This window comes from Goodfellowiella coeruleoviolacea (genome assembly GCF_024171785.1).
Classification (GTDB): Bacteria; Actinomycetota; Actinomycetes; order Mycobacteriales; family Pseudonocardiaceae; genus Goodfellowiella; species Goodfellowiella coeruleoviolacea.
The window spans coordinates 301,370-325,738 of the sequence record NZ_JAMTCK010000007.1 but is presented as its reverse complement, the minus strand read 5'-3'; the positions used below and the strand labels follow the sequence as shown (position 1 = coordinate 325,738).

Below are 24,369 nucleotides of genomic sequence, written 5' to 3'. Positions count from 1 at the left end.
CGTCGGCCCCGCACCCGCGGGGGTTGCTCCTGCTGCGCCACGTGCTGGATCGCCACGGGTACGTCGGCCCCGCACCCGCGGGGGTTGCTCCACGGTCACCCGCAAGACTCGGTTCAGCCAGAAGTCGGCCCCGCACCCGCGGGGGTTGCTCCCCTGCGGTTGTTCGCCGTGCCCTCGGTAACGGGTCGGCCCCGCACCCGCGGGGGTTGCTCCGAGCCCAGGGCCGTTGATGTGTCCCAGGTAGCGTCGGCCCCGCACCCGCGGGGGTTGCTCGGGGCAGGCGGCCGAGCGGGACGTCGTCCGTTAGTCGGCCCCGCACCCGCGGGGGTTGCTCGGTGGGTTCGACGTTGCCGCTTGTCGGCGTCGCGTCGGCCCCGCACCCGCGGGGGTTGCTCCCGAGGTCGTCTGGCTGGACTGAGCGCCGCAGCGTCGGCCCCGCACCCACGGGGGTTGCTCCTGGGCGGGGGGAGACGCCAGACTGGACGAAGGCGTCGGCCCCGCACCCGCGGGGGTTGCTCCCCTGCGCGGTCAGCTTCGAGCCGTCGGCCCCGCATCCGCGGGGTTGCTCCGCCACCGCGATCGCGTGCGTCACCGGCGGTGGTCGGCCCCGCACATGCGGGGGTTACTCTCCTTAACAGTTGAGTACATTCGATTCCTCAGAACCGTTAGCCATGCTCGAGTTCCGCCTCGTATTCCTGATAGGTAACACGGAAAAACTCGAAGAAGTTGTCATACGGTTCAGAGTCCCGCCAAGGAAGCCAGAGGACGGGATGTCCCCCGTCGGTAACGGGACCATCCTTCCAGATGGCGAAGATGCTAGAACCTTCCTCAGGGTAGGTGATCGGGTATATCTGATTGCGTGGGGGTATGACACTGGGATCACCGAGGGACGAGCAGAAGGCGTCGAGGGTTTGGTTGAGTTCTTCCCACGTCTGGCCTTGACCGAGTTGTTCAGTGCTCAGCAGAGTGCTGCCGAGATAGAACTCCGGCCACCCGTTGGCGTAGCTGAGGAAGTCGCGGTGCTGCGGATCCAAGGCGTCACCAAGCCGACGTTCAGCTGCAACTATCTGATTCTGGGTTGCCGCGAAATGGGGAATGGTGAACGGGTGGATGTCGTTGACCTCGTGGACCCGTCGCCGCAACAAGCCCATCTCCGCGATGAGGTCAGGCCATGGCGGGATGTTGCCGGCCGGATTGGTCATGGAATATGAACTCCTCGACGAGGAGACTACTTCCCTCCGTCGCATGATTAGTTCGACGGAGGATATTCGATCTCAAATTTTGCGGGCTTGTATCCTATTGGATACCCGTTTGCCTGTCCAACCAAGGAACTGTTAACCCGTTTGGCGATGTCGTGCCATTCGTACGGCTCTCCCTTACCCATCCAGGTAGCGTCTGGCACGTGGCCAGCCACCCCCTGATAGGGAGCGCCAGCCTGCTCGGCACGCTTACGCTCGGCGTAGGCGGCTTTCTCAGCCTCGTTACGCATTCCGTTTTTCGTGGTTGCCACCCACCCGGTCTTGGACAGCGCGTTCGCGGCGACCGCCCGGTTTGAGCCTTCCACGTACCGCTCAAAACTGCCGGACCTCCTCCTTGGTCGCCCACTCCGGAACCTTGACCTTGACCGGCCCGGACCCACCTCCTGGACCGCTGGTGGCACCCGTCGTGCCGGGGTTCGTTCCGGCCGGCTCACCAGCCCGACCCAAATGTCCCGTCCGGTTGAACTTGTCCGAGGACAACGCGAGTGACCTGCGGTTCGCCAACTAGGTCCGGACAGGTTGGCGTGCGTTTGTCCGGACCTAGTTGGCGGAATCCGGGGCAAGCCGTCCGCGGCGATGACCGCCGTCCCGGACGCGCAAAGAATCGTCCTGCGTTCCGTTTCATGTGGGAGAGTTGGTGCGTGGGGAATCGCGAGATGGATGACGAGCAGCGCGAGCGGATGCACGACCTCAAGCGGTCGACCTGGCGCGGAGTGCTGACCGGCTCTGCGTTCCTGGTCTTCGCGATCCTCGCGGGGACGTTCCTGCTCGACGACTGGACAGCGCTTCTGTTCTTGGGCACGACGAGCCTCGCGCTGACCATCGTCGTATTCGTCTCGCACTGGCGCTACATCCGGCGTGGACCGTTCCCCCGACTGCCCGTGAGCATGCGTGATGGCACTACCCCCTCGTCCGGGGAGAGGGTGGCCGGTGGGGATCGGACAACAGGTCAAGGCGGCTGAACTCAAGGCGCCTTGCTGGAAGGCCTGCTGCTGGGCGTGGTCCCGGACCTGGTCCTGCTCCCCGCGCCGGCCGTGGTGCTGCTGATCTCGGCGGGCAAGCTCGCCCGCCACGCCTCACGGCCCGCAACCTAAGTCCGGACGTTCGCAGCAGCCTCGCAAGGTAAGTCCGGACTTCGCAAGGTTCGGCCGGACAGGACACACGGTGTCCTGTCCGCTCGAACTCGACGGATCGCGCGGCCGTGACCTGTCGTTCGTCAACTAGCTCCGGACGGGTGCTTGTTGAGTTGTCCGGACCTAGTTGTGCTGGGTCAGGACGTTGGTAGCACCACTCTCGGGAAGACTCGGGAGGGCTCGGGCGGGATACCCACGATGTTGACGATGTCAGCCGCGACCGACAGCGGCACCTCGGAGATCGTCACCGAGGAGCGATCAGGCCGGTGCGGTCCCCGTCGTCCGCAAGGTCCGCAGCTGCGCCAGGGACAACTCCCGCGTCCGGTTCGACACGGGCGAGGACGTCCAGTCGTTCAGATGACGATTCGCCGTCACCTGGCTCGTGTCCGGGGTGACATCGTGACCGTCGGAGGCCACGATCTTCTCGATCATCGCGGCGAACTTCCCGGGCCCACCGCCGCCATAGCCGACGTTGTAGCCCTCGCCTGTCTTCTCGGGTAGGAAGTGCAGCTCCCCGCGGTCGTTGCGCAGCCACATGACGCCAGCGTCCTGATCGATGATCAACCGCTCCAGCACCTGGCCCTCGGGCAGCGACAATGGGGAGAACGTCCAGTAAGTCCATTCCTCGATGTTCCCGCTGACCGTGCGGTAGTGCTGTTTTACCACCGGCATCCAGGTGAGCGGATCGTAGAAGGTCGTCAGACACACGCAGCCGTCGCCAGCGATTGCCGACGGCGACTCGGGGTCGTCGAAGACGCAGGGACTCCACAGTCGCGGGGCCTCGTTATTGGAGACCAGGGCCATGTGAAGTGGGGTCGGCTCGGTGTCCTGCAACCGGCCAATCCATTCCTGCGTGTACCGGCTGGAATTGCGCAGTTGCTGGGTGGCGTTGAGCGCAGATCCCCACAGCTTCGGTGTTTCGCTGTAGAGCACAAAATTGAACCATCCCCGCTGCGGGTCATAGGTCAGGTTCAATTCGCCAGGCTGGTAGGTCATCAGTCGGGATTCCCTTCCGTGGTCGGCTCCGCCAGCATCCCATCCGCCCCCGACAAGAGCGTTGGGCGGACCCCGGCTTCAGCCAATCGGCGCAACCGCGATCACGGACGCCTCGAACGGCACTCACCAGGTCTCGGTCAGCGGCACACGCCGCTCCCCGCCCTCATCTGCGTACGGAGCTGCAACCGCTCGGTCAGCGTCGGTCGCGCCCCGCCGGGTCTCTCTGGCGGCGCCAGCACCGCCTGACCGACCCCGACAAGTACCTCCGGGCACCGACACCACTACCGACAACTAGGCCCGGACGATCGTCGGCTCGGTTGCCCGGAGCTAGTTGGCGGTTTCGATGGCGCGGGCTGGCCGGAGCGGGTTGGTGAGGGCCCGGTTGTAGGTCCGGTGCTCGTGAGCAAGTCGCGGCCTGGTGCCTGCCGGCGTTCGTGGACCGGATCGTGTTGGCCAGCTGACGGGTTCGGCGACGGTGTCCAGGTAGGACGATGACGCTGGTTCCGGCCGGACCCATTGCTGGCGCGGAAGCCGCGATCTCCTTGGCGGTGAGCAGCTACCGGCTTGCGCGGTTTCGTGTCGGTGTTCGTGGTGACTTCGAGCGCCGAGGTGAACAGCTCGCGCTTGATCGATCAGTCGCGCGGGACCACCGAAGTGAGGGTGCGGTGGTGCAGCATCGCGCCGCCGCCGCAGTGGTGGCGGCTGAACCAGAACGCGCTGGTGCGGCGCTTCTCGTCGCTGCCGGTGGTGGGCTTGCGGAACGTGGGTCCGCCGAAAGTCTTGAGGCTGCGGTGTCGGTGTGCGGCAGGCTCGGCGACTGCCAGCAGTCCTGTTCCCTCCAGCGTGCGATCGGGTCCTTGAACGCGAGCGGGCGGTAGTCGTGCTGGCCGAGGCGGCGTCCGATCTCGGCGGCGAACGCGCTGGTCGTCCGGCCTGCTGGCGGCCGGGCGCCGCCAGCGCAGCGATCCGACGAGCTCGGCGACCGCGACCGCTTCGGGTAGCTGGCGGCGAAGAGCCGGGACGCGCTGAAGGTCTCGGACTCGGCGCCGGGTGGAGTGAACAGGTCGGCGCGCCGGTCCCACTCGTGCCAGGCGTCACTGTCGGCCGCAGTGTCGAGGTCGGCGAAGTTCCAGCGTTGCGCGCAGATCAGGAAGCCCGTCAGCACCGCGTCGAAGGTGGCGGCCGGGCTGACGCGGCGCAGCAGCCGCAGGTGCCGGTGTTGCGCGGCGACGACTTCGGGCAGCCCGGCCAGGCTCGGTTGCGGGTGGTCGACCTGGTCAGGCGGGCCGATCCAAACCTGGTGGCGGGTGCAGACGTAAGTGCGGTGGCCGAGCAGGTGCAACACTGGCCCGCCTGGGTGGCGGGCGTCGCAGCGGCGGCAGCCGCGCTGTGGTTGATGGCGCAGCGCGAGCCAGTCCGGTTTCGGCGTGCGCGGCTCGACGATGGCGCGTTCGAGCCGGTGCCGGGGTTGGGTGGCGAGCAGGTCGCCGTCGAGGCGGCGGGTGGGACTGCCTTTGGCCTTCGGGCGGCTGGCCTGCTGCCAGAGGTCTTCAACGGACATGTCATGCAACGCGGCGAGCCAGGCGAGGTAGGAGACGGCGATCTCCTGGTGTGCGGGCCGGATCGTGATGGGCAGGCGGGAGACCATCAGCGCGTGCCTGCCGAGCCTGCCCGGCGCCGTCGCCGCGCGAGGGTTGTGCTGGTCGCCGTCTTGTCCAGTGGAACGAGGTCGAGCACGTCCGTGGTGATGCGTTCGGTCTCGGTCTCGATGGCCAGGATGGCGGCGCCGTTCAACTGCAACAGCTGACCCAGCCAACTCAGCTCGGCGGCGAAAACATGATGCAAGCCTGGCCGAGTTGCGTCGACAAGCGCTTTGTCGGAGATCCCTACCGCCTTGCTGGAGCAACTCGCCCCGGCTGGACGCCGCTCTCTGCAGCACCTCGCGTTGAACGCGCGGCCACGAAGGCCCTACCCCGAAGGTGAATGTGTTCATGCCCGTGCGTGGCGCAGCCTGCCGAAGCAGCATCCTGCTCTGCCACCCGCGGTAGGACGTGCGTCTGACACCTGACTTAGTCGGCGTTCACGAGTGCCAGCACGGGGACGAGCTGTTCCTCGGCGGTCAGCGACCCGTGCTGCCCGGTAAAGCGACTCAACCGGGATTCGACCGTCGAACGGATGACCGCCAGGTTGTCCTGGGCCGCGACCACGAGGTCGCCGATGCGGGGCCGGACATAACCAGCGACGTGTGGGCCGAACCAGCCAGCCTGGATGGCCTCGTCACGGTGGAGAACCAGAGCGTGCTCGCCGAGGACCTCGTGCCAGGCGTGTCGCACCTCGCTCGTCGCGCCGGGTTCGGTGTAGACGTGTCGAACCCGGGGTTCGCCGCCGAGCATCCGCACCCCGTCCTGAAGCGCGGGTTCCGTATCGAAGTCCACCCGGTCCTCGTCGGTGACGGTGACCATGCCGTGGTCGGCGGTGACCACGAGCATGCCGCCCTGGGGCAGTCCGGCGGCGATGGTGGCGGCGAGCTGGTCGATGTGGGCCAACTGGTAGCGCCAGGGGTCGCTGCCGGGCCCGTAGACGTGGCCGAGCGCGTCCAAGTCGGCGTGGTAGGCGTAGCAGAAGACGCGGTCGCGATCGTGGAGTGCGTGGAGTACGCCACTGGTGAGATCGCCCAGCCCGTGGACGCCGCGGAACCGCCCGCCGCGCAGCACCGCACGGGTCAGGCCACTGCCGTCGTGCTCGTGCGGAGCGAGCACGTGCACGGCGACACCCGCCTCCACGGCCCGTTCGAAGGCGGTCGGGCGGGGCTGAAGTCGCTCGGGAACAACTCGAGTCCGCAGATCGAGGCGGCGGCCTGGGCCGTGCCGGTACCAGCCCAGCACGTTGAGCAGTTCATCCCCGGCGGTGAACGAGTAGCCACCAGGCCGTGCTCTCCGGAGGGCAGCCCGGTGCCGACCGAGGCGACGCTGGTTGCCGTTGTCGCCGGAAACCCCGCCGTGATCGGTTCACCTTCGGCTGCCAACGAGGACAGGAACGGTGCTTCGGCCTCATGCGATCGAAGCAACCGCCAGCCCAAGCCGTCCACCAGGAGCAGGCACACCCGTGACGCCGGAGGAAGCCCGAGAACGTTGATCATCCCAGGCACCTCCATGCCAGCCAGCACGGACGGAACGACATCAGCCAGCGTGCCCGCTCCGTACCGGGGCACCACAAGAGTCATGCCTGGGAACCTTAGGACTTACCTGGACAGCAGGAACAACAGCCGCACCTGCTCCTCGGTCTGGCCGCCAGGGTACGAGCCACCGCGGCGTTCGGTTGCACTACGCCAGGATCAGCTGCTGGAACAACAACCACTGTCGTGGATCCAACCCGCGCCAGGTCGCGGTCGGCCCTGCTGACCAACAACGGCACCGCCCACGCGACGCCGTCGGCCGGCCCGCGCCCTTGTTTCCTCAGGTCAGCATGGGCAGTGCCGCGTTCATGCCTCACGGGTGCCGCACTCATGCTCTGGTGAACGACATGCGCCGGTAGTTCACTAGGTCTTCCTGCCAGTGGGAACGCGCCTGTCCTGCCTGGCCGGAGGGTAGTCAGGTTCGACGACCACCGTGAAAGAAATCAGCCCTTCCGATGGCCGCTACGGCAAGCACTGGTCATGCTGCCATGGCCTCCGTGGTTCCCGATCGGGCGCCAGAGTGCCACCGGTGCACCCAACTGCCATCCAATGAGGTTGGTCTGGCCGACTGTGGGCGTGTCGGTCCTGACCATGTCCGGCGAAGCTTGTGTCACCCCGCCGGACATGTCTGGGGACTGTCGTTCCCGTCGCCTCGGGTAGAAACAGGATTCAGGGATTCGATCGTGCCAATGGTCAGGTGGGCCCTGTCAGGAGGAGTCCGTGTCGCAGTCCGGTGCTTCGTGGTGGTGGTCTGCTGGGGGTTGGCGCTTCTTGAGCCGATTGGTCCAGCTCGCCACGCCCTGGCCGACTCCGACGGTACCGGCGCCGAGCAGGGGCACGGTGGGGCCCCAGAGGCAGCCGATCACGACAAGGGTGGCCAGCACGACGAGCAGGATGATCAGAAAGCGTCGAAACCTCTGCCTGCTGCCAAGTGCCCACTTGAGGAATCCGGTCCAGCCGTGGTGGTCATCGTGGTGGTCACGAGGCACGGTCGGTCACGCCGGTGGCTGGCTTGTCCTTCCGTGCGTAGTGGATGTTCCCGAGGGGGTTCCGGGCGTGACGGCGCTTGCCCGGCGAATCTAAGGTGTGCACGCGTGTCTCCGTGCTGACGTTGCGGTCATGATTCCTTGGGAGCCACGTCGGGCGGGCGGCCTGTTTTGCACCAGGTCGCCCGGCTCCACCTTTTGTGGCGTCGGACGGCGTAAGGCTCTGCATATAGTAGAGCACAGCCTTCACCACAAGACATAATTAGCGAGAGAACTTTTCCTTGTGATTTCACCTTTCGAGAAGTAGTTTTTCTCACCATAGCCCACACTCGAACGACCATGGAACCATCACCCGAATTGGTTGCCTGACAAAGCAAATTTCGTCGGCCATAAGAGTTTGAGCAGGTCAGCAAGGAATGGCTGGCCTGCGTATCGTGGTCGACCGCCTCTGTGCTCCAATATCGACCTCGGTGTTTGCCGGGACAAGGGCGGGAGCGAACGGCGAGAGGAGTGACGTTCAGCTTCCCCGGGCAGGGTTCGCACGAGGAGCGAATGTGCTGGGTGACACTATTCACAGCACTGTGGTCGCGGTTGAGCGGGAAAGCGAGACCCCGCTACGGCGACGAGGGGGCAGGGTGGTGGACAAACTCAGGTCCACCGACGACTTCAGCTGCAAGGACCTGGAACTACCACAACGGAAACTCATTCTGTTCCTGGTAGTGACCTTAGTGGATAAATTCGGTCAGTTGACCACGACCTACGACAGTCTGATCGATCGCTTCGGCAATGTGGAGGGGCATTGGGCCGCGGGGAAGAACCGGGGCCAGCTACAGAAAGCTTGTGCGAGATACCTGGGCAAGGCGGCCACTCCAGGGCGCCTCCAGTGGGAGAGAATCCGGGATCTGTTGGTCGCGGCTGGCCGAGAGGAGGCGCTGCCCGAGGCCGCGTACCTGTTCTGCCAGGCCACGGGCCGTGACCAGCCAGAAGAGAGATACCGGGGAGAGATCCGTCGGCCGCACTGGGACCAGCCCGGCGTCACGCCGATCACCTCAACCATGATCGGTGGGCTGGAATGGGCCGCACGTTTCTGGAGCGCCGCGACGACCACCAGTCCCGCCCCACCGCCCGCGGTGCCGGGCCTCAGTGGTGAGCGGGACGACGAGGTGTTCCAGCTCGTGCAGTCTCTCACCCGGGCATGGCGTGAGGCGATGGCGATGAACGGGAGGTTACGACAAGAGGTCGACTTGGTGGAGAAACTGCTGGCACGGGCCCAGGGCGAGAAATGGGGCCTCCTGCGATACAAGAGCAAGGCGGAAAAGACGACCGCCCGCCTGCGGCGAGAGAACATGGTCTTTCGCGGAGAGATCGAGCGAATGTTGCGATCTTTGCACCCAAACGTGGGTGAGGAGACCGTGCGCAACCTGATGGCCGACATGCCGCGGGCTGCCGATTTTCCTGACCCCAGGAACACTCCCCCACCAGCCGGAAGTGCGGAGGCAACCAAGAAGCGCCACCTGTGGTACGAACTGCGGGACGGAGGCGCTGACCGGACGGCATGGTGGATGCCCTGAGCTAGGCGACGCGATCAGGTCAACCGACCAGCCAGCCTCACGATGCACCGTTGACCGACGAAGCACCAGATTGCCGAAGAGAGTGTTCGGTCTCATCACATGACGAACCTGGGCCCCGCGCTGGCCATCAGTGTGGGGCCCAGACCGGCCGTCAGCGCTAGTGGTTTCCTTGGACCACGCGTGGCTCATCGGTCTGACAGTGCGCCTGTGACGATGCGAATGTGCCCTGGCTCTCGATCTCCCTGCTATTGGACCGGGCAACAGCTCCTGTCCTGCTGCGCCTCCCGTCGAAGTCGGACATGACCACGAAGGCAGGCGAGCAGCCGGGCTGCCGTGTGTTCATCCCCTGCCTACGGTCGCCGTGCTTCAGAAGGCCAACCACGACCACGGTCGGTCGATCTCGCCGCGCAAGCAGGCCACTCGGTGTCGAGCCTCGTCCACCGCTTTCTGGTTGACGTTGGCTTTGCCGAGAACGAACGCGGTCCAACGCAGTTCCCTGATCGTGGCCAGGGTGCGGTAGCCGGACCAGGTGGTCATGTCGTAGCCGCCGTAAGCGGCCACGAAAGCCTCGTAGTCCGCACGCGCGAGGCGGGCGAAGTCGGTGTAGTCCGCCGCCAGGGACACCAAGTCCCATTCGCGTGGGCCGACTCCCAGGTGGTCGAGGTCCAACAACACCGGTTCGCCACATTGCGGCACGACAACATTGCCCTGCCACGCATCACCATGAATCACACACCACGACAGCCCTGGCAGCAGCGCCCGGTACTCCCCGCGCAACCGTTCCACGAGGCATTGAAGCCATGCCCGATCGCCCTCAGCAAGGAAGGCCCCGGTGTCGAGCGACTCGGTCAGTCCTTCGAACGGATCCACCGTCGACAGCACCGGGCACTTCGGCACGGCCAGCGCGTGCAGTCGTTTCAGGACCGCCCCCAGTTCCGCAGGGGTGGCAGGGCGGTGTTCGGGAAGCTGCACCCACCACGTGACGGGACGGCCTTCAACCACCGTGGGCTGCTCGATACCGTCGATAACCCGGACAACAGGGATACCGGCCCCAGCCAACCAGCGCGACGCCTCAACCTGCCGTCCGGCAACGACGCTCGACCCTGGGGGGCCGACACGAGCAATGACGCCACCGGGTAGTTGGTAGAGGGCGTTCGTGCCGTGCCGGATCAACCTCGCGTCCGCGGTGAGCACGCCCGCTCTCACACCCGCCTGGTGCAGCACGCCGCGCAGGTGAGCGTCCGCATCAGACATCGCTCGTGGCCGATGCAAGGCAGTGGGAAAGGTCGGCGACCTCTGGTATGGCCAGATGGCGTTCGCTGGCACGCATCAGCGTGTGAAGTTCCTCGTTCATCCGCCGAGAATGCAGCACGGCGGCCTCGGCGACGGCCTGCCGTCCAAGTGCGACAGCTTCGTACGGGTCGCCGACGGTCATGTACAAGGTAGCCAGTCGTGCCCTGGAGAACGCGCGTGAGCGCGGGTAGGCGTCGCTGTGCAACCGGATCGCCATGGCGAGGCGCTCGGCGGCGTCTCCTGGCCGCTTGTCCGCCAGAGCAAGGGGAACCAGCGCCCGCGCGGTACTGCCCGCATGTTCAGCCTCGTCGTAGTACGCCAGCCAAGGGGGATCGCTTGCTGCTTGGCGTTCGGCGAAGTGGGCGTCGGCGCGGTCCACCTCGGCCCGCGCTTCGTCATGCCGGCCGAGCATGGCCAACAGCCGAGCGTGGAGCACACCGATCACTGTCCGTCCCGTGGCGGTCAGGCGGTCAGCGCGAACCTGGGCGAACTCGATCAACGACAACGCATCGTCCAGCCTGCCCCTGTGGATGGCGTGGCGCGCCATGTCAGCCAGTGCGGCGGCGCGAAGCTCCCACGAGCCACCCTGCTCAGCACACCAGAGGCTCAAGCGGAAGCACCGCGCCGCGGCGTCGTGGTCGCCAACGTCGAAGGCGGAGAAGCCCACTACTCCTGCCAGGTTTCCCACAGCTTCGAACATCCCCGCTCCGACGACCGCGTCGGCGCGCGTGTCCAGCAGGCGGCAGGCCCAGCGCAGGTGCGCAACTCATCGTCAGGCGTGACACCACACGAGACACCGACATTCGAGAACTGTCTGGTGCCCAGCGCCGCGCGTCCGGCCCACACCAGTACCGCTGCCCGACGGCACCGCCCAGCCTGGTGGGACATGTCAGCGACGAAGGCGACGACGTACATGCTGGACCAGCTGCCACAACGAGCGCCACGCAGCCAAAAGCGGCTGCCAGACGGACGATCGCCACGGAAAGCGGGTTCGAGTCACTCACGGAGGCCCGCAATCGGGCGGAGGACATCAAGTCCGACCAACGCCGAGGACGCTTCGTTGACCCCCGAGCGGGCCAGACCCTGCTCGGCGAGTGGGTCAAGGTCTGGACGGACGCCCACGACGTCAGCATCGGGGCCTGGGCGAAGTACGACTTCCACCTCCGCAACCACATCCTGCCCAAGTTCGGTCACCTGGCACTGAACGAGATCACCAGGATCACCGTCAAGGCGTGGGTGAAATCACTGCGGCGCACACTCGCGGACGTCACCGTCGCCGACGTGGTCACCCTGCTGTCGATGGTGTTGGGGGAAGCCGTGGAGGAGGGTCTCATTCCGGCCAACCCCTGTCGCAAGCTCCGGATCACCGCAGAAGGCCGTGAGCGGCCACATGCGCGGCCGTGGCAGGTGGTGCGCATCGTGGAACGGTGCGAACCCACCGATGGTCTGCTCATCACCACGGCGGCCTACACCGGCATGCGGTGGGGCGAGCTGGCGGGGTTGCGGTGGCCGAACGTGGATCTCGCCAGGGGCACCGTCAGGGTGGATCCAGAGACTGGCGCGTTGCACGAGGTGGGCGGGCGTGTGGAGTTGGGGCCGCCGAAAACCCCGGCCAGTGTCCGGACGATCCACTTGCCCGAGTTCCTCGTCACACTGCTGGCCGAACACCGGGATCGGCAGGATCACGATCACGTCTTCACCGGGGTACACGGCGGGTTGTTGCGGCGGTCGAACTTCCGGAACCGGGTGTGGGTGCCTCGGGTGAATGGGGATCCGCGCCGCGGCTGGGGACCGATTCTGGCGGGCCTGCATTTCCATGACCTACGCCACACGCACAAAACGTGGCTGATCGAAGACGGGGTGCCGGAGGTGGCACAGGCGAAGCGGCTGGGGCACCGACTGGGTGGGGTGCGCGGCATTTATTCGCATGTGACACAGGTCATGATTGATGACCTGTTGGCGGGTCTACAGCGTCGGTGGGAGCAAGTGACGATGAACACTACTGAGGAGTGCTCCCAGAACACATACCCCGACCAGGAGCCCTTCAAGATCTTTTGCTCCCAGAATGCTCCCGAAAACGATCAACAGCCCACCGACGGTGATCGTCGGCAGGCTGTCTGACCAGTGTTTATAACTGGTGGGCGATACTGGGATTGAACCAGTGACCTCTACCGTGTCAAGGTAGCGCTCTCCCACTGAGCTAATCGCCCGAGGCGGAGGCGGGAATCGAACCCGCGTACAGGGCTTTGCAGGCCCTTGCCTAAACCACTCGGCCACTCCGCCGCTTTCCCAAGCTTAATCCCTGGGAGCCTGGCCCGGACCAGAGGGGCCGTTGCCGAGCGGACGACGGGACTCGAACCCGCGACCCTCACCTTGGCAAGGTGATGCGCTACCAACTGCGCTACGTCCGCATGCTTCCCGGCTTTGGAGATTTCGAACCAGTTGGCTTGTGGCCTTCGGGTTTCGATCTCGTCTGCCTCGTTGCGAAGGGAACTCTATAGGAAGCCCGCAGCCGGGATCAAATCGGGGTGCCCGTTCATCCCCGACGGGCACCCTGACCTGGGCTTTTAGGTCAGGTCATTGGAGATCAGGTGGGACAGTGCCTCGTCGATGTCGACCCACAGGTGCTCGTTGCCGGGAACGACGACGTCGTAGGTGCGGTCGAGGAAGTCCGCCAGCTCCTGGGCGGAGGCCTCGAACATGGCGTGACCGGACGGGGAACTCAGCTCCACGACGACCACCTCGGGGTCATCGGTCGCGGGGCGGATCCGGACATCACCGTCGCCAGCTTCGGCGATCAAACCGTCGGCGAGCAGATCGCGGGCAAACACCCACTCGACCCAGCCGGCGCGCCCGGTGCGGAACGCGGCGACCACCGCGTAGGGGTCCCTTGTGTCATATCGCAGCTCAACCTGAACCGGAACCGCCGGAGTGCGCGGTGCCAGCAGGTCGAAAACCGCCGTTGAGCGGAGCGTCACGTGATCGTTGCGCATCGTCGCTACCCTTCTGCTCCCTTCCCGGCCAAGACGCGGCCAAGCTCTTCAGTTGTGACGCCGATGTGGTCCAGAATGCTCGCCCCAGGGCCGCACATCACCCATCCGGGCCAGCATTACTTCGCACTGCGACGATGCCACTCCGTTCCGTGTTCATCGTGCTCGACGACACCTATCTTGGTGGCTCCGACCCCGGCCCGGTACCGCTGTTACGCGAATTTGAGCGTCTTTCTAAGAATCGGATCAACCCCTGCCACACCCGCGGCAGGCCGAGCTGCGCCACCTACCAGTATGTTGCCGCCGACCGCGTTGACCAGCATGAAATCGTGTTCCGTTGAGCACACCCGACGTGGAATACGGGCAGCACGCGCTCGCGAGCTGGACCTGGGGCGGCAACCATCGAGGTGGCTGGGACGTTACAACGGTGTTCCGGGGGGCCTGCCCCACCGCCACGACGCCGAGCCGCGACACCAGACCACGCACGCCAGACCGCGACCACCAGATCGTGAACACCAGTCAGGGGAAGTGATGACCAAGCGCGAGACCACGCACCGAGCCGGCACCTCGACGGCGGACGGGCAGGCGCGGGACACCACCGAGTCCGAAGCCCCGGGGGCCACCCGGTGGGCCTGGCGGCGCAACCCGACGCTGAACCTGACCTACCGCATCGGCGTGGGCATCGCCGGCACCCTGGTGCTGCTCCTGGGCGTGGTGCTGATCCCCTACCCCGGCCCCGGCTGGCTGGTGGTGTTCGCGGGCCTGGCGATCCTGGCCACCGAGTTCGCCTGGGCGGGCCGGGTGCTGCGCACGGCCAAGCGCTACTACGACGGATGGGCCGACTGGCTGCGCCGCCAACACCTCGCCGTCCGCCTGCTCGTGCTCGCCCTCACCGGGTTGGTGGTGCTCGCCACGCTCTGGGCACTGAACGTGTTTGGCCTGGTCGCAGGCTGGTTCGGGCTCGACCTGCCGTGGTTGGGGTCCCCGTTTTTTGCATCTGGCGGGTGATCATGTAATGTATGCGTCGCACCGCAAGAGAGCGGAGCGAACAACAGAACACCGGGCGATTAGCTCAGCGGGAGAGCGCTTCGTTCACACCGAAGAGGTCACTGGTTCGATCCCAGTATCGCCCACCATCCGAAGGCCCCTGACCAGCACGGTCGGGGGCCTTCGTTGTGTTCGGGTGTTGGTGTGTGGGGGCACGGGTGCTGGCCAGGCGGGGCGGGTGGGGCTCGGTGTGAGTTGGGTCATGGTGGCTGGTCAGGTGTGAGCATCCGGACCGGAGCGGTGGGCATGCCCGGAGCGGCCGTGGGTACCAGGGGGCAATGACGCCTTGTATGCCAGTTGACGTGTCCCCGTCTGATGTGTCGCCGTCTGCTGACCGCGCCGCGGTGTCCGGTTCCGCAATCGGGGCGGACACCAGACCGGTGCCCGGAACACCGCTGACCCCCGGTGGCTCCGGGAGGGCGTCGTGACCGGTCAGCCGCGCTACCGCTGTCAGTCGGAGCCCCAGCCGAGCAGGTACGGGGCGGTGACCGAGGTGTGGCTGCCGGAGCCGGCGGGCCCGGTCGTCGACTGCGCTTCCGGGTCGGGGCCGTGCGCGCAGCCCTTTGACGACTACCTGGGCCTGGTGGACCAGAGCCAGGCCGGGAGCGGGCCGCCGGCGCTGCTGCGACCGCCTCGGGACACCCAGGAGCTGGCGCGCTACCGGTGGCTGGTCGGTCACCAGAGCACGTTCGTGGTGTGGCGGCTGTTGACCGATGCCATGGCCAGCGCGCTCGACCACCCGGACCAGGCCGCCTCGGCCTGTCACGAGGCGGGCGAGCTGTTCGGCGTCTACTCGGTGCTGCTGCTGTACTCGGGCAGCTGTCCGCCCGGGGTGTACCACGACTCGCTGCGGCCGGAGATGATGTCCTGCCACCCGGCGTTCAGCGGCGAGTGGGCGCCCGACCACCGGCCGGTGCTGAGCCTGCTGCACCGGGTGCGGCGGGAGTGCCCTACCGGTGCCGCCCGCGAGCTGATGTCCGCGTTCAAGGCCAACCAGCGGGTGCACATGGCGGTGGCCAGGGCCCTGGTGCCCGACGGGGAGTCGCTGCTGCGCAAGGCCGACCGGCGGCCGGGTCAGCGGCCCTCGGCCGAGGAGCACCGGATGTACGACCGGTTCTTCCGGGTCCGGCGCCGGCCGGTGTGCCACCGCACGCTGCGCGCGCAGCTGGTCCGGCGGGTCGGCCAGGCCTGTGTGGACCTGGCCACGCACGGGTTGTACTACGGCGGGCCCGCCGTGTCCGCCTCGGCCGAGGACAGCGCCCAGCTGGTTCGGCGGGTGGAGGAGCAGGCCGGCACCGACCTGGCCGAGCTGGCCGAACGGGTGGTGCGGCACGCCGACCGGCAGCCGGTGGCCGCGTCCCGGCGGGGTTGAGGACCGGCGGGGCTGGGGACCGACGGGGCTGAGGCCTGGCGCGGCGGGGATCTGGCGGGGCTGAGGCCGGTGGGGGCGGGGATCGGCCGGTGGGCCCGCATCGCACGGGAGAAAGGGCACGAGATGGATCTGCGGCTCAAGAGCGTCCCGCTCACCCCGCAGCTGCACGCCTACACCGTGGACCACGGCAGCCCGCTCGACCCGGTGGCGCGCGGGCTGATCGGGTGCACCAACGAGTTGCCCCACGAGGTGGCGAGGATGCAGATTCCCCCGGAGCTGGGTGCGCTGCTCACCCTGCTCACCCGGCTGGTCGATGCCCGGTTCGTGGTGGAGATCGGTGCCTTCACCGGGTACGGCACGCTCTGCCTCGCCCGGGGTCTCGCGCCCGGCGGCACCGTGCTCACCTGCGACATCTCCCAGGAGTGGACGGCCATCGCGCGCACCGCGTGGGCCGAGGCGGGGGTGGCCGACCGGATCGACCTGCGCGTGGCCCCGGCCGAGGACACGCTGCGCGCGCTGCCGCACGAGCCCCCGATCGATCTGGCCTTCATCGACGCGGACAAGCAGAACTACATCCGGTACTGGGAGGAACTGGTGCCCCGGGTGCGGTCGGGCGGGCTGCTGGTGGTGGACAACGTGCTCTACGGCGGCGAGGTGGTGACCGCCACCCCGTCCGAGAACGGGGCGGCGGTCCGCCGGTTCAACGAGCACGTCCGGGCCGACGACCGGGTGGAGCTGGTCATGCTGACGCTGGCCGACGGGGTGACCATCGCCCGCAAGCGCTGAGCGTGCTGGGGCGCCGCGGTCAGATCCGGGCCGCGACGATCGGGGCGAGGCGTTCGGCGAGCTTGACGTGGCCGGCGTCGTTGGGGTGGCCGTCGCCGTCGACGTAGTCGGTGCCCGGGGTCAGCCAGCCCTCGGTGTTGACGTAGTGGACGCCGCGGTCGCCGGCGTTGGTCACCGCGGCCACCGCGGCCCGGGTCTCCGCGACGTAGCGCTGTTTGAGGGTTTCCAGCACGAAGATCGCCGCGCTCGGGTACCTGGCGCGGATGTCGCGGAGCAGGGCCGTGTAGTTGGCCTGGAAGGTGGCACCGGTGACGCCGTGGCCGATGTCGTTGGTGCCCAGGTTGAGCACCACCGCGCTGGCCTGGTAGCGGGAGAAGTCCCAGGGTGTGGTGCCGGTGCTGGCCAGCCGGAAGAACTGGTCCCGCTGGCCGACGCAGCCGGACTGGGCGACCAGGCAGTAGCCGGCGCGGGCGATCTGGGTGTGCCGCACACCCAGCTTCTCCCCCAGCACCCAGCCGTAGGCGGACTGGGCGAGCTTGCTGGTCAGGTAGCCGGCGGTGATGGAGTCGCCGACGAACTCGACGAGCTTGTCGGACACCCGCGGGCGCACCGTCTGCGCCCCGGCGTCGAGCAGCAGGCCCTGGAACACCGTGTCGCCGGAGCGGTAGCCGACGCGCAGCGAGTGGGTGCCGGCCGGCAGCCTGGTCGGGGTGAGGTTGACGTCGCCCTTCACGCCGGCGAAGAACACGTCCGCGCCGCCGTCGATGCTGACGTAGATGTTCACCGCGTCGCGGGCCCGCAGCGTGACGCTGGTTCCGGTGAACCCGGTCAGCAGGTAGGCCCCGGTCCAGTTGGGCACGTAGGCGGTGCCGGAGCTGGTGTCCCACCGGCCCACGTACACGATGTTGGGGTCGGTCACCGAGCCGTGCTCGGCGGCGTGGGCGGCGGGTGGCGGGCTGAGCACGCCCAGGCCGGCGAGCAGGCCCAGGATCAGCAGCAGGCCGCGGCGGCGGGTGGTGGGTGCGGGTACCGACGACATTCGGATCTCCTCGGCCGGGTGGGCGCGCTGACCCACCCGTGCGTGGTCCGACTGTCTGGCCGCAGTCACCTGGTCTGGAACGGGCACCCGAACACCGGGGGGTGTTCGGGCCTCCAACGAAAGCAGGTGTGGCCGGCGGGGGCAACGGCCGTCCGGGTTCACCGCGCCGGGCCGTGCCGCCCGGTCCAGTCGAGCAGGTCGGCCAGCGCCCGGGTGTTCAGCACCCGCTCGGCGGTGATCCCGCACTCCTCGGCCCTGGCGCAGCCGAAGCCGATCCAGTCCAGCTGGCCGGGGGCGTGCGCGTCGCTGTCCACGGTGAACACGCAGCCGAGGTCCGCGGCGAGGCGGAGCAGCCGGCGGGGCGGGTCCAGCCGGTCCGGCCGGGAGTTGATCTCCACGGCCACGCCGTGCTCCTGGCACGCCGCGAACACGGCCTCGGCGTCGAAGGTGGACTCGGGCCGGCGCCGGCCGGTGACGATCCGGCCGGTGCAGTGGCCGAGCACGTCCACGTCCGGGTTGGCCACGGCGGTGCGCATCCGCCGGGTCATGGCCGGCGCCGGCATCCGCAGCTGCGAGTGCACGCTCGCCACCACCACGTCGAGGCGGCTCAGCAGGTCGGGGTCCTGGTCGAGGCTGCCGTCGGCGAGGATGTCCACCTCGATGCCGGTGAGGATGCGGAACGGGGCCAGCTCGGCGTTGCAGCGGGCCACCACGTCCAGCTGTGCGCGCAGTCGGTCGGCGGACAGGCCGTTGGCGATGGTCAGCCGCGGCGAGTGGTCGGTGAGCGCCAGCCACTCGTGGCCCAGGTCGCGGGCGGCCTCGGCCATCTCCTCGATGGGGCTGCCGCCGTCGGACCAGTCGGAGTGGGTGTGGCAGTCGCCGCGCAGCGCGGCCCGCAGCGCCTGCCCGCCGGACACCGCCCCGGCCTCGGCGCGTTCCAGCAGGCGGGTCAGGTAGCTGGGTTGTCGGCCCCGCACCGCCTCGGCGATCACCTCGCCGGTGCTGCGGCCGATGCCGGGCAGGTCGGTGAGCGTGCCCCGGTTGACCCGGTCGCGCAGCTCCTCGGTGGACAGGCCGGCGATGGTGCTGGCGGCGCGGCGGAACGCGTGAACCCGGTAGGTGGGTTCACCGGCTCGCTCCAGTTGGAAGGCGACCTGGCGCAGTGCCGCGGCGGCGTCCACGTGCACCGTCCTACCCGAGGACGCCCCGGCCCGCAGCGCGAGCCGGGGTGGGGCGACCGGGAATCCCGCGGAACGGGGCTTGTGGCCGGCCGGGGCGGCTGGTTCGCTCGGGCACGGTGATCACAACTGCTGGCCCGACCTTGGCGAAGGACCGTGATGGCGACGTGGCGTGACCTGGTGGCGTTCGTGAAGTCCGAGTACCAGGTGATCAAGGAGGAGGCCGACGAGATCCGGCTGCTGTTCGAGTTCGACGACGAGCGCAGCCAGGTGATCGTGCTGGCCCGCGAGGTGCTCGACAACCGCTACGAGTGGGTGCAGATCGCCTCGCCGATCGGGCTGGTCAGCCGGGTCGACCTGGCCGCGTTCCTGGCCGAGGTGGGGCGCAGCACCGTGGCCGGTGGCGCGGCCGTCATGGGTGAGCACCTCGTCATCCGGCACTCCCTGCCGCTGGAGAATCTGGACATCAACGAGTTCGTCGACCCGCTGTCGCTGATCGCCGGCTCGGCCGACCTGCTGGAGGAGCAGTTCTTCGGCAGGGACGACTACTAGGCGGGGCCCGCCTGCCGGGTCCGCCTCCGGCTCACAGCACCTGGGGCTGTCCCTGCAGGGCGGTGCTGGCCTGCTCGGGCACGGCCGGCACGCCGGCCAGGGTCTGGGTGGTGAGCAGGTTCAGCACGGCCGGCAGGCCACCCGTCCTGGCTGCGGCCCGCTGCTGGGACGCGCTGGTGCCGTCCCGCACGGCCCGCTTGAGCAGCGGGTGGATGACCTCGGTGTCGCCCAGCTCGGTCAGCGCGTCCCGGACCAGCCGGGTGAGGTCGTCGACCAGCTGGACCGCGGGCACCTGCCTGGCCTGCCACGGGTCGATGCCCGGTCCGTGCAGGCCGAAGCGGGCGGCCGACCACAGTGCCGCCTCGGTGACCTGCGGGTCCAGCGGCTGGGCCGTGCGGCCGGCCCGCAGTTCGGTCAGCGCGGTGCGCACCAGCGCGCGGACCAGTCCGGCGTAGAGCACGGCGTCGTCGATGGTGGCGCAGGCGTCGGCGACCCGGACCTCCACGGTGGGCAGGTGGGCGGAGAGCCGGGCCACCCGCAGCCCGCCGTGGCCGCTCTTCCACACCCCGCACTCGGCCAGCCGGGCCGCGTCCGCGTCGTAGTCGGCGGCGGAGGCGAACCACGGGGGCATGCCCGCGGCGGGCAGCGCGGTGTAGGCCACCATGCGCCAGCTGTGGAAGCCGGTGTCGAAGCCGCGGCGGTAGGGCGAGTTCGTGGTCAGCGCCAGCAGGGTCGGCAGCCACGGGGTGAGGAAGTTCAGCACGGCCACGCCGGTCTCCCGGTCGGGGACGCCGACGTGCACGTGGGTGCCGCACATCTCGTCCTCGGTCAGGTTGGCGTGGTAGAGCGCGCGCATGCCGGCGTAGTGCGCGCTGTCGGCGATCATCGGGGCGGTGTCGCGCACCAGCGGCTGGCCGACCGACACCAGGTGGGCGCCTTCGGCGCGCGCGGCAGCGGCCAGCCTGGCCCGACCGGCGGTCAGGTGGGCGCGCAGGCCGCGCAGGTCGGTGCACACGCCGGTGATCGACTCGACCTGGGTCTGCCACAGCTCGCCGGTCAGGCGCGGGCCGTCGGCGGCGTCACCGCCGGTCCTGGCGAGCACCTGGCGGCCGATCGGCAGCGGGTGCATGGACGTGGGATCGAGCAGCAGGAACTCCTCCTCCACGCCCAGGGTCAGGCCCTGGGCCGTGGCAGCGGAGACCGCGGGGGTACTACGAGTCTGCCGGGACACTGATGCTTCCCTTCCGGACGCCGATCACGTGCAGGCGAACAGTTGGGGTGGCTGATATCGAGGTCGGAGAGCCGGGCGCCGTCCAGACGGACGCGGAGTGCGGCCCGGCTCAGACAGCGACGTCACCACCACTGTCGCACACGGAACGCAGGGCACCAGTCCGAATCAGTCGGACGACGGGATCGAGCGCCTCGGCCAGGGTGCGCTCCCGGTGGTGGCCGAGGGCGTGCGCGGCGACCAGCCGGCGGGCCGGCCCGGTGGCCGCAGGCCCTGCCGGCGCCCGCTCCGGGCGTGGCGCGCCGAGCTGGCACAGCACCAGCAGCTGGATCGCGGCCACGTCCTCGACCAGGGCGACCGCCCGGAACGCCGCCTCGGCCGGGGGCCGGTCGGCTGTGCCGCACCTGTCCGCCTCGGCCAGCAGCGCGCCGCAGGTCGTGCGGGTGCCGCTGGCCGGGTTCTGGTCGGCGCGGGCCGCCCAGCCCGCCAGCAGCGCACCGACCTGGCGGGCGGCGCGGGTCAGCGCGCGCAACCTCGGCCCGCCGTCCGGCCAGGTCGGCGCCGGGGTGCCGCGCGGGGGTCGGGGTGCCGCCCTGGCCGGGGCGTCGCCCTGGTCCGGGGCGGTGAGCTGGGCGGCCAGCCACTGGTCGGCGCTGGCCGCGGCGGCGCGCAGCGCGTCGGCCGGGCCGGCCGCGGCCGCGGCCACCTCCCGTGCTCCCGCCTGGTCGGCCGCGAGTGGCGGCGGAACGAATTCACCGGATCGGTGCCTGTGGTCCTGCACGCGGGGTACGTACCCAGTGCGCGGCGGCTGAATCGTCTCCGTGACCAGCGCCGCGCACAGCCGGGTCACCGCGGCCAGTTCGGCGGCCCGGTGCGCGGCCAGCAGCGCGTAGCCCGGCTCGGTCGCGTCGGCGGGGGTGGCCAGCAGGCGCCGCTCGCCGGGGTCCGGCACGCACGCGCGCAGCCCGCGCTCGTGCAGCACCTGCCCGGCCGGCCGGACGCCGTCGCCGTGCCACACCCGGCCCTGCCCGGCGAGCAGCCCCACCAGCCAGTCGGCCGTCCCGGACGCGGGCGCCGCACCGGCACCGGGCCGGGGGACGGCCGGCAGGATGTCGTGGTTCAGGCAGGCCAGCAGCAGGTCGAGCAGTTCCGGCCGGACCCGGCCGGCGGCCAGGCACAGCCGCTGGGCCCGGACGAGCAGGACGGCCCGCACCACCTCCGGCGGGGTCAGCGCCCCCGGTCGCGGTACCGGTTCGGCCGCGCCGTCCGGGCACGGTGGACAGGGCGGGGGCGGCGGCACGGGGGCGGCGGCGTAGGGGCGGGATGCCGAGGGCGGCGGGCGGAGGGTGACGGGCGTGATCGCGTCGGCGATCCGGGCCACGGTCGACGGAGTCAGTGGCGCCGCACCGAGTACCAGGTCCCGCCGCTGGCTGACCGGGGTGTTGGCCATGGACCACTTCCCTGGGTGGGTGCCCCCAACCTCGTTGCCGCGCCATGGTAAGTGCTGGTGGCGGCCCCTGCCACAGCACAGTGGACACCCCGGTGCGTCCGTCCACCGCGCGGAATGCCCGCCCTCCTCCACAGTGGACACAGACGGTCCCGGCGCGCCCGACGGCCACAGTGGACGAACCGGCGCGGTGGCCACGCCGGGGTCGGCTACTCGGCTGCCTGCTGCACCCTGGCGTAGGCGAGTTGCAGGAAGTCGGCGCCGGCCAGCGCGCCGAAGGTGCCCATGACCAGCCGGGTCACCCGGGGCGCGAAGACCATGCCGACGGCGAATCCGGTGGCCACCCACAGGTCCAGGCAGAACGGACAGGTGAGCAGTTCACCGAGGGCGTGGCGGAGCGGGCTGCTGGTGCGCGGCTCCTCCATCACCTCGGCCGGCCCGCCGGTGCCCTGGTAGCGGGTGAACGGCGCGCGCAGCGGACTGGTGACCGCGTCCTTGCTGACCAGTCGGGACAGTTTGTGCGTGCCCAGTGCCAGGGTGATCAGGTCGAGCGGGCGCAACCGGGTCGGTGCCCGGCGCCCGGTGGCCGCCGCCAGGCCGACCGCCGCGCTGACCAGTGCCGCGAACACGCCCATGACCAGGACGTAACCCCCGAGTGGACGGTCGGCCGAGCCCCGGTAGGTGGCCGCCTCCCGTTCGATGCCGCTCGCGCCGGTTCCGTTGCCGCTCATCCGCGCTCACCCCATCACGTGGCCGCTCTCCGTCCTCCCCGGACTACCCGCGGGTCGGCGGAGATCAAACCGGAACGGTCGGACGAGCCGGATTTGCCTGTGGTGGGGGCTTTCGGCGATTGTGCCACCCATGCGTTGCTCAGCCTGGCAGACGTCCGCTCGCCTCGCACCGTCCGGTCCGCGCCCGCGTTGCGGCGCGGGTGGACGGACCGCCAGCCCGAGGTAGGCAGGTTTTCCGCTGCCCGTGCCGGCCGCACCGCTGTCACCGGGACCGTCAACCGGCCCCGCGTCGGTTCGATGTGGATTGCCGCCCTTTCGCACGCAACACGGGGACGGGCCCGTGCGTCTTCCGGTAGAACGGGCTGTCCTGGGGACACCGCCGAACCACCTGTTGTCGAACCGAGCTACCCGCTGGTCAACCCGCTGACGGGGGCGACCACGTCCTGGAGGCTGCGCACTATGACATCGCTCACCCACGCGGACTACCTGGCGACACGCCGGTTTCCCGGGCTGGACGGGCTGCGCGCCTTGGCCGCCCTGGCGGTGGTGTTCTTCCACTTCGGTGGCCGCGCCTGGGACGGGCTCCAGGGCTGGATCGGGGTGCAGATGTTCTTCGTGCTGTCCGGCTTCCTGATCACCACGCTGGCGCTGCGCGAGGAGCAGCGGACCGGCCGGGTGTGGCTGCGCGCCTTCTACACCCGCCGCGCGTTCCGGATCATGCCGGTGTACTTCCTGCTGTTGGCGGTGACCGTGGTGGTCACCCTGGGCGAGGGCACCTTCACCAGCAGCGGGATGAGCAGTGCCCTGCCGTTCTACCTGTTGTTCGGCAACGAGCTGTACACCAGCGGCAGCCCGTTCGGGGTCTCCTGGTCGCTGGGCGTGGAGCAGAAGTTCTACCTGGTCTGGCCGCTGCTGTTCGTGCTCACCTCGGTGGCCGCGCCCGGGTCGTGGGCCCGGCGGATGGGCATCACCCTCGGGTCGACCGTCCTGCTGCTGGTCATCTGGCTGACCGTGGACGCGCACTGGGCGCAGTTCCCGCTGCACTACGTGTCCGTGCTGGTCGGCTGCATGCTGGCGATGGTGCTGCACCACCCCAGGGGGTTCGCCGCGCTGCGCCCGCTGACCCACCCGGTGACCGCCTGCGTGGTCGCGGTGCTGTTCGTGGTGGCGCACTTCAGCGTGAAGCCGGCGGCCGCGGCCATCGGCCACGGCTGGCAGGGCGTGGTGCCGATGTACGCGCTCGCGGTGGCGCTGCTGCTGGTCGCGGTCGTGGCGCCGGGGCCGGTGTCGCGGGTGTTGGCGTGCCGGCCGATGGCCTTCATCGGTGAGCGCTCCTACGCGCTCTACCTGGTGCAGACCCTGGCCGCCGCCGTGGTCGGGCTGGTCGTGGAGGAGCACGGCACCGCCCAGGCGGTCGCCGTGTCCGTGGTGGGTCTGGTCATGGCCGACGTGCTGCACCGCTGGGTGGAGCGCCCGGCGATCCGGGTGGGCCAGCGGGTGATCCAGCGCTGGCGGGCGGGGGTGGCGCCGGCTCCCGCCGCGGCGCCGGTGGGCTAGCGTAGGGCTGATCAGGTGGTTGGGCCGGG

At 69.1% G+C, this 24,369-nt stretch carries 22 protein-coding genes, 4 tRNA genes, 1 pseudogene and 1 CRISPR repeat array; of the genes and pseudogenes, 10 read left to right on the top strand and 17 right to left on the bottom strand.

What is annotated here, in order from left to right; translation table 11 throughout:
• Window position 1: 1 nt before the first annotated feature.
• Window positions 2-518: direct repeats of the CRISPR family, unit length 28 nt; unit sequence GTCGGCCCCGCACCCGCGGGGGTTGCTC.
• Between the two features lie 147 nt (window positions 519-665).
• Window positions 666-1,202 (bottom strand): SMI1/KNR4 family protein, encoded by a 537-nt coding sequence (locus tag LX83_RS17445; protein ID WP_253772590.1) that lies wholly within the window; start codon window positions 1,200-1,202, stop codon window positions 666-668.
• Between the two features lie 713 nt (window positions 1,203-1,915).
• Here LX83_RS17445 and LX83_RS17440 point away from each other — a divergent pair.
• On the top strand, window positions 1,916-2,221 hold the full coding sequence (locus LX83_RS17440) for a hypothetical protein (protein ID WP_253772587.1): 306 nt from the start codon (window positions 1,916-1,918) through the stop codon (window positions 2,219-2,221).
• Window positions 2,222-2,650: 429 nt separating this feature from the next.
• On the opposite strand, the gene LX83_RS17435 is transcribed toward LX83_RS17440, so the two are convergent.
• From LX83_RS17435 to LX83_RS17415, 5 genes and pseudogenes are all read right to left on the bottom strand, one after another.
• The gene (locus tag LX83_RS17435) at window positions 2,651-3,388 is read right to left on the bottom strand and encodes a hypothetical protein (protein ID WP_253772585.1); all 738 of its coding nucleotides are present in this window, start codon (window positions 3,386-3,388) and stop codon (window positions 2,651-2,653) included.
• A 556-nt stretch (window positions 3,389-3,944) separates the two neighbouring features.
• Entirely contained in the window at window positions 3,945-5,036 is a 1,092-nt protein-coding gene (locus LX83_RS17430; RefSeq protein ID WP_253772583.1) for a hypothetical protein, read from the bottom strand.
• Window positions 5,036-5,188, bottom strand: a complete 153-nt coding sequence (locus LX83_RS17425) for a hypothetical protein (RefSeq protein ID WP_253772581.1) — start codon at window positions 5,186-5,188, stop codon at window positions 5,036-5,038. The genes LX83_RS17430 and LX83_RS17425 overlap by 1 nt, the downstream gene beginning before the upstream one ends.
• A gap of 269 nt (window positions 5,189-5,457) precedes the next feature.
• Window positions 5,458-6,611, bottom strand: a pseudogene (locus tag LX83_RS17420) (alkaline phosphatase family protein).
• Between the two features lie 659 nt (window positions 6,612-7,270).
• Window positions 7,271-7,552: a hypothetical protein gene (locus tag LX83_RS17415; protein ID WP_253772579.1), complete on the bottom strand. Its 282-nt coding sequence runs from the start codon at window positions 7,550-7,552 to the stop codon at window positions 7,271-7,273.
• Window positions 7,553-8,184: 632 nt separating this feature from the next.
• Here LX83_RS17415 and LX83_RS17410 point away from each other — a divergent pair.
• The gene (locus tag LX83_RS17410) at window positions 8,185-9,120 is read left to right on the top strand and encodes a hypothetical protein (protein ID WP_253772577.1); all 936 of its coding nucleotides are present in this window, start codon (window positions 8,185-8,187) and stop codon (window positions 9,118-9,120) included.
• Window positions 9,121-9,486: 366 nt separating this feature from the next.
• Here the strand turns inward: LX83_RS17410 and LX83_RS17405 are convergent, their stop codons facing one another.
• Both LX83_RS17405 and LX83_RS17400 read right to left on the bottom strand, forming a co-directional pair.
• The gene (locus LX83_RS17405; RefSeq protein ID WP_253772575.1) at window positions 9,487-10,374 is read right to left on the bottom strand and encodes a phosphotransferase enzyme family protein; all 888 of its coding nucleotides are present in this window, start codon (window positions 10,372-10,374) and stop codon (window positions 9,487-9,489) included.
• Window positions 10,367-11,113 carry a hypothetical protein gene (locus tag LX83_RS17400; protein WP_253772572.1) on the bottom strand — a complete coding sequence of 249 codons (747 nt, stop codon included), beginning with the start codon at window positions 11,111-11,113 and terminating at the stop codon, window positions 10,367-10,369. Before LX83_RS17400 ends, LX83_RS17405 begins: the two co-directional genes overlap by 8 nt.
• Window positions 11,114-11,292: 179 nt before the next feature.
• Between LX83_RS17400 and LX83_RS17395 the strand changes: the two genes are divergently transcribed.
• The gene (locus LX83_RS17395; RefSeq protein WP_253772570.1) at window positions 11,293-12,534 is read left to right on the top strand and encodes a tyrosine-type recombinase/integrase; all 1,242 of its coding nucleotides are present in this window, start codon (window positions 11,293-11,295) and stop codon (window positions 12,532-12,534) included.
• Between the two features lie 14 nt (window positions 12,535-12,548).
• Here the strand turns inward: LX83_RS17395 and LX83_RS17390 are convergent.
• The 4 genes from LX83_RS17390 to LX83_RS17375 form a co-directional block, all read right to left on the bottom strand.
• Window positions 12,549-12,623, bottom strand: a tRNA-Val gene (locus LX83_RS17390).
• Window position 12,624: 1 nt separating this feature from the next.
• Window positions 12,625-12,696, bottom strand: a tRNA-Cys gene (locus tag LX83_RS17385).
• 55 nt (window positions 12,697-12,751) lie between these two features.
• Window positions 12,752-12,824 (bottom strand) — tRNA-Gly (locus LX83_RS17380).
• A 156-nt stretch (window positions 12,825-12,980) separates the two neighbouring features.
• The gene (locus LX83_RS17375; protein WP_253772568.1) at window positions 12,981-13,406 is read right to left on the bottom strand and encodes an SsgA family sporulation/cell division regulator; all 426 of its coding nucleotides are present in this window, start codon (window positions 13,404-13,406) and stop codon (window positions 12,981-12,983) included.
• A gap of 149 nt (window positions 13,407-13,555) precedes the next feature.
• Between LX83_RS17375 and LX83_RS17370 the strand changes: the two genes are divergently transcribed.
• The 5 genes from LX83_RS17370 (at window position 13,556) to LX83_RS17350 (ending at window position 16,608) form a co-directional block, all read left to right on the top strand.
• Complete coding sequence (locus tag LX83_RS17370; protein ID WP_253772565.1) at window positions 13,556-13,744, top strand: hypothetical protein; 189 nt, start codon at window positions 13,556-13,558, stop codon at window positions 13,742-13,744.
• 190 nt (window positions 13,745-13,934) lie between these two features.
• Window positions 13,935-14,411, top strand: a complete 477-nt coding sequence (locus LX83_RS17365; protein WP_253772563.1) for a TIGR02611 family protein — start codon at window positions 13,935-13,937, stop codon at window positions 14,409-14,411.
• 53 nt (window positions 14,412-14,464) lie between these two features.
• A tRNA-Val gene (locus LX83_RS17360) sits at window positions 14,465-14,539 on the top strand.
• Between the two features lie 335 nt (window positions 14,540-14,874).
• Window positions 14,875-15,822 (top strand): hypothetical protein, encoded by a 948-nt coding sequence (locus tag LX83_RS37845; protein ID WP_301328365.1) that lies wholly within the window; start codon window positions 14,875-14,877, stop codon window positions 15,820-15,822.
• A 123-nt stretch (window positions 15,823-15,945) separates the two neighbouring features.
• Window positions 15,946-16,608 (top strand): O-methyltransferase, encoded by a 663-nt coding sequence (locus tag LX83_RS17350; protein ID WP_253772561.1) that lies wholly within the window; start codon window positions 15,946-15,948, stop codon window positions 16,606-16,608.
• A 19-nt stretch (window positions 16,609-16,627) separates the two neighbouring features.
• On the opposite strand, the gene LX83_RS17345 is transcribed toward LX83_RS17350, so the two are convergent.
• Entirely contained in the window at window positions 16,628-17,647 is a 1,020-nt protein-coding gene (locus LX83_RS17345) for an SGNH/GDSL hydrolase family protein (protein WP_253772559.1), read from the bottom strand.
• A gap of 158 nt (window positions 17,648-17,805) precedes the next feature.
• Window positions 17,806-18,828: a PHP domain-containing protein gene (locus tag LX83_RS17340; RefSeq protein WP_253772802.1), complete on the bottom strand. Its 1,023-nt coding sequence runs from the start codon at window positions 18,826-18,828 to the stop codon at window positions 17,806-17,808.
• 156 nt (window positions 18,829-18,984) lie between these two features.
• On the opposite strand from LX83_RS17340, the gene LX83_RS17335 reads away from it, so the two are divergent.
• The gene (locus tag LX83_RS17335) at window positions 18,985-19,377 is read left to right on the top strand and encodes a hypothetical protein (protein WP_253772557.1); all 393 of its coding nucleotides are present in this window, start codon (window positions 18,985-18,987) and stop codon (window positions 19,375-19,377) included.
• Window positions 19,378-19,408: 31 nt separating this feature from the next.
• Here LX83_RS17335 and LX83_RS17330 read toward each other — a convergent pair whose 3' ends face one another.
• From LX83_RS17330 to LX83_RS17320, 3 genes are all read right to left on the bottom strand, one after another.
• Entirely contained in the window at window positions 19,409-20,608 is a 1,200-nt protein-coding gene (locus LX83_RS17330) for a carboxylate-amine ligase (protein WP_253772555.1), read from the bottom strand.
• A 109-nt stretch (window positions 20,609-20,717) separates the two neighbouring features.
• Complete coding sequence (locus LX83_RS17325; RefSeq protein WP_253772553.1) at window positions 20,718-22,055, bottom strand: aromatic amino acid lyase; 1,338 nt, start codon at window positions 22,053-22,055, stop codon at window positions 20,718-20,720.
• Window positions 22,056-22,261: 206 nt separating this feature from the next.
• Window positions 22,262-22,783 (bottom strand): DUF1360 domain-containing protein, encoded by a 522-nt coding sequence (locus tag LX83_RS17320; RefSeq protein ID WP_253772551.1) that lies wholly within the window; start codon window positions 22,781-22,783, stop codon window positions 22,262-22,264.
• A 459-nt stretch (window positions 22,784-23,242) separates the two neighbouring features.
• On the opposite strand from LX83_RS17320, the gene LX83_RS17315 reads away from it, so the two are divergent.
• Window positions 23,243-24,340 carry an acyltransferase family protein gene (locus LX83_RS17315; protein ID WP_253772549.1) on the top strand — a complete coding sequence of 366 codons (1,098 nt, stop codon included), beginning with the start codon at window positions 23,243-23,245 and terminating at the stop codon, window positions 24,338-24,340.
• The last annotated feature ends 29 nt before the right edge of the window (window positions 24,341-24,369 follow it).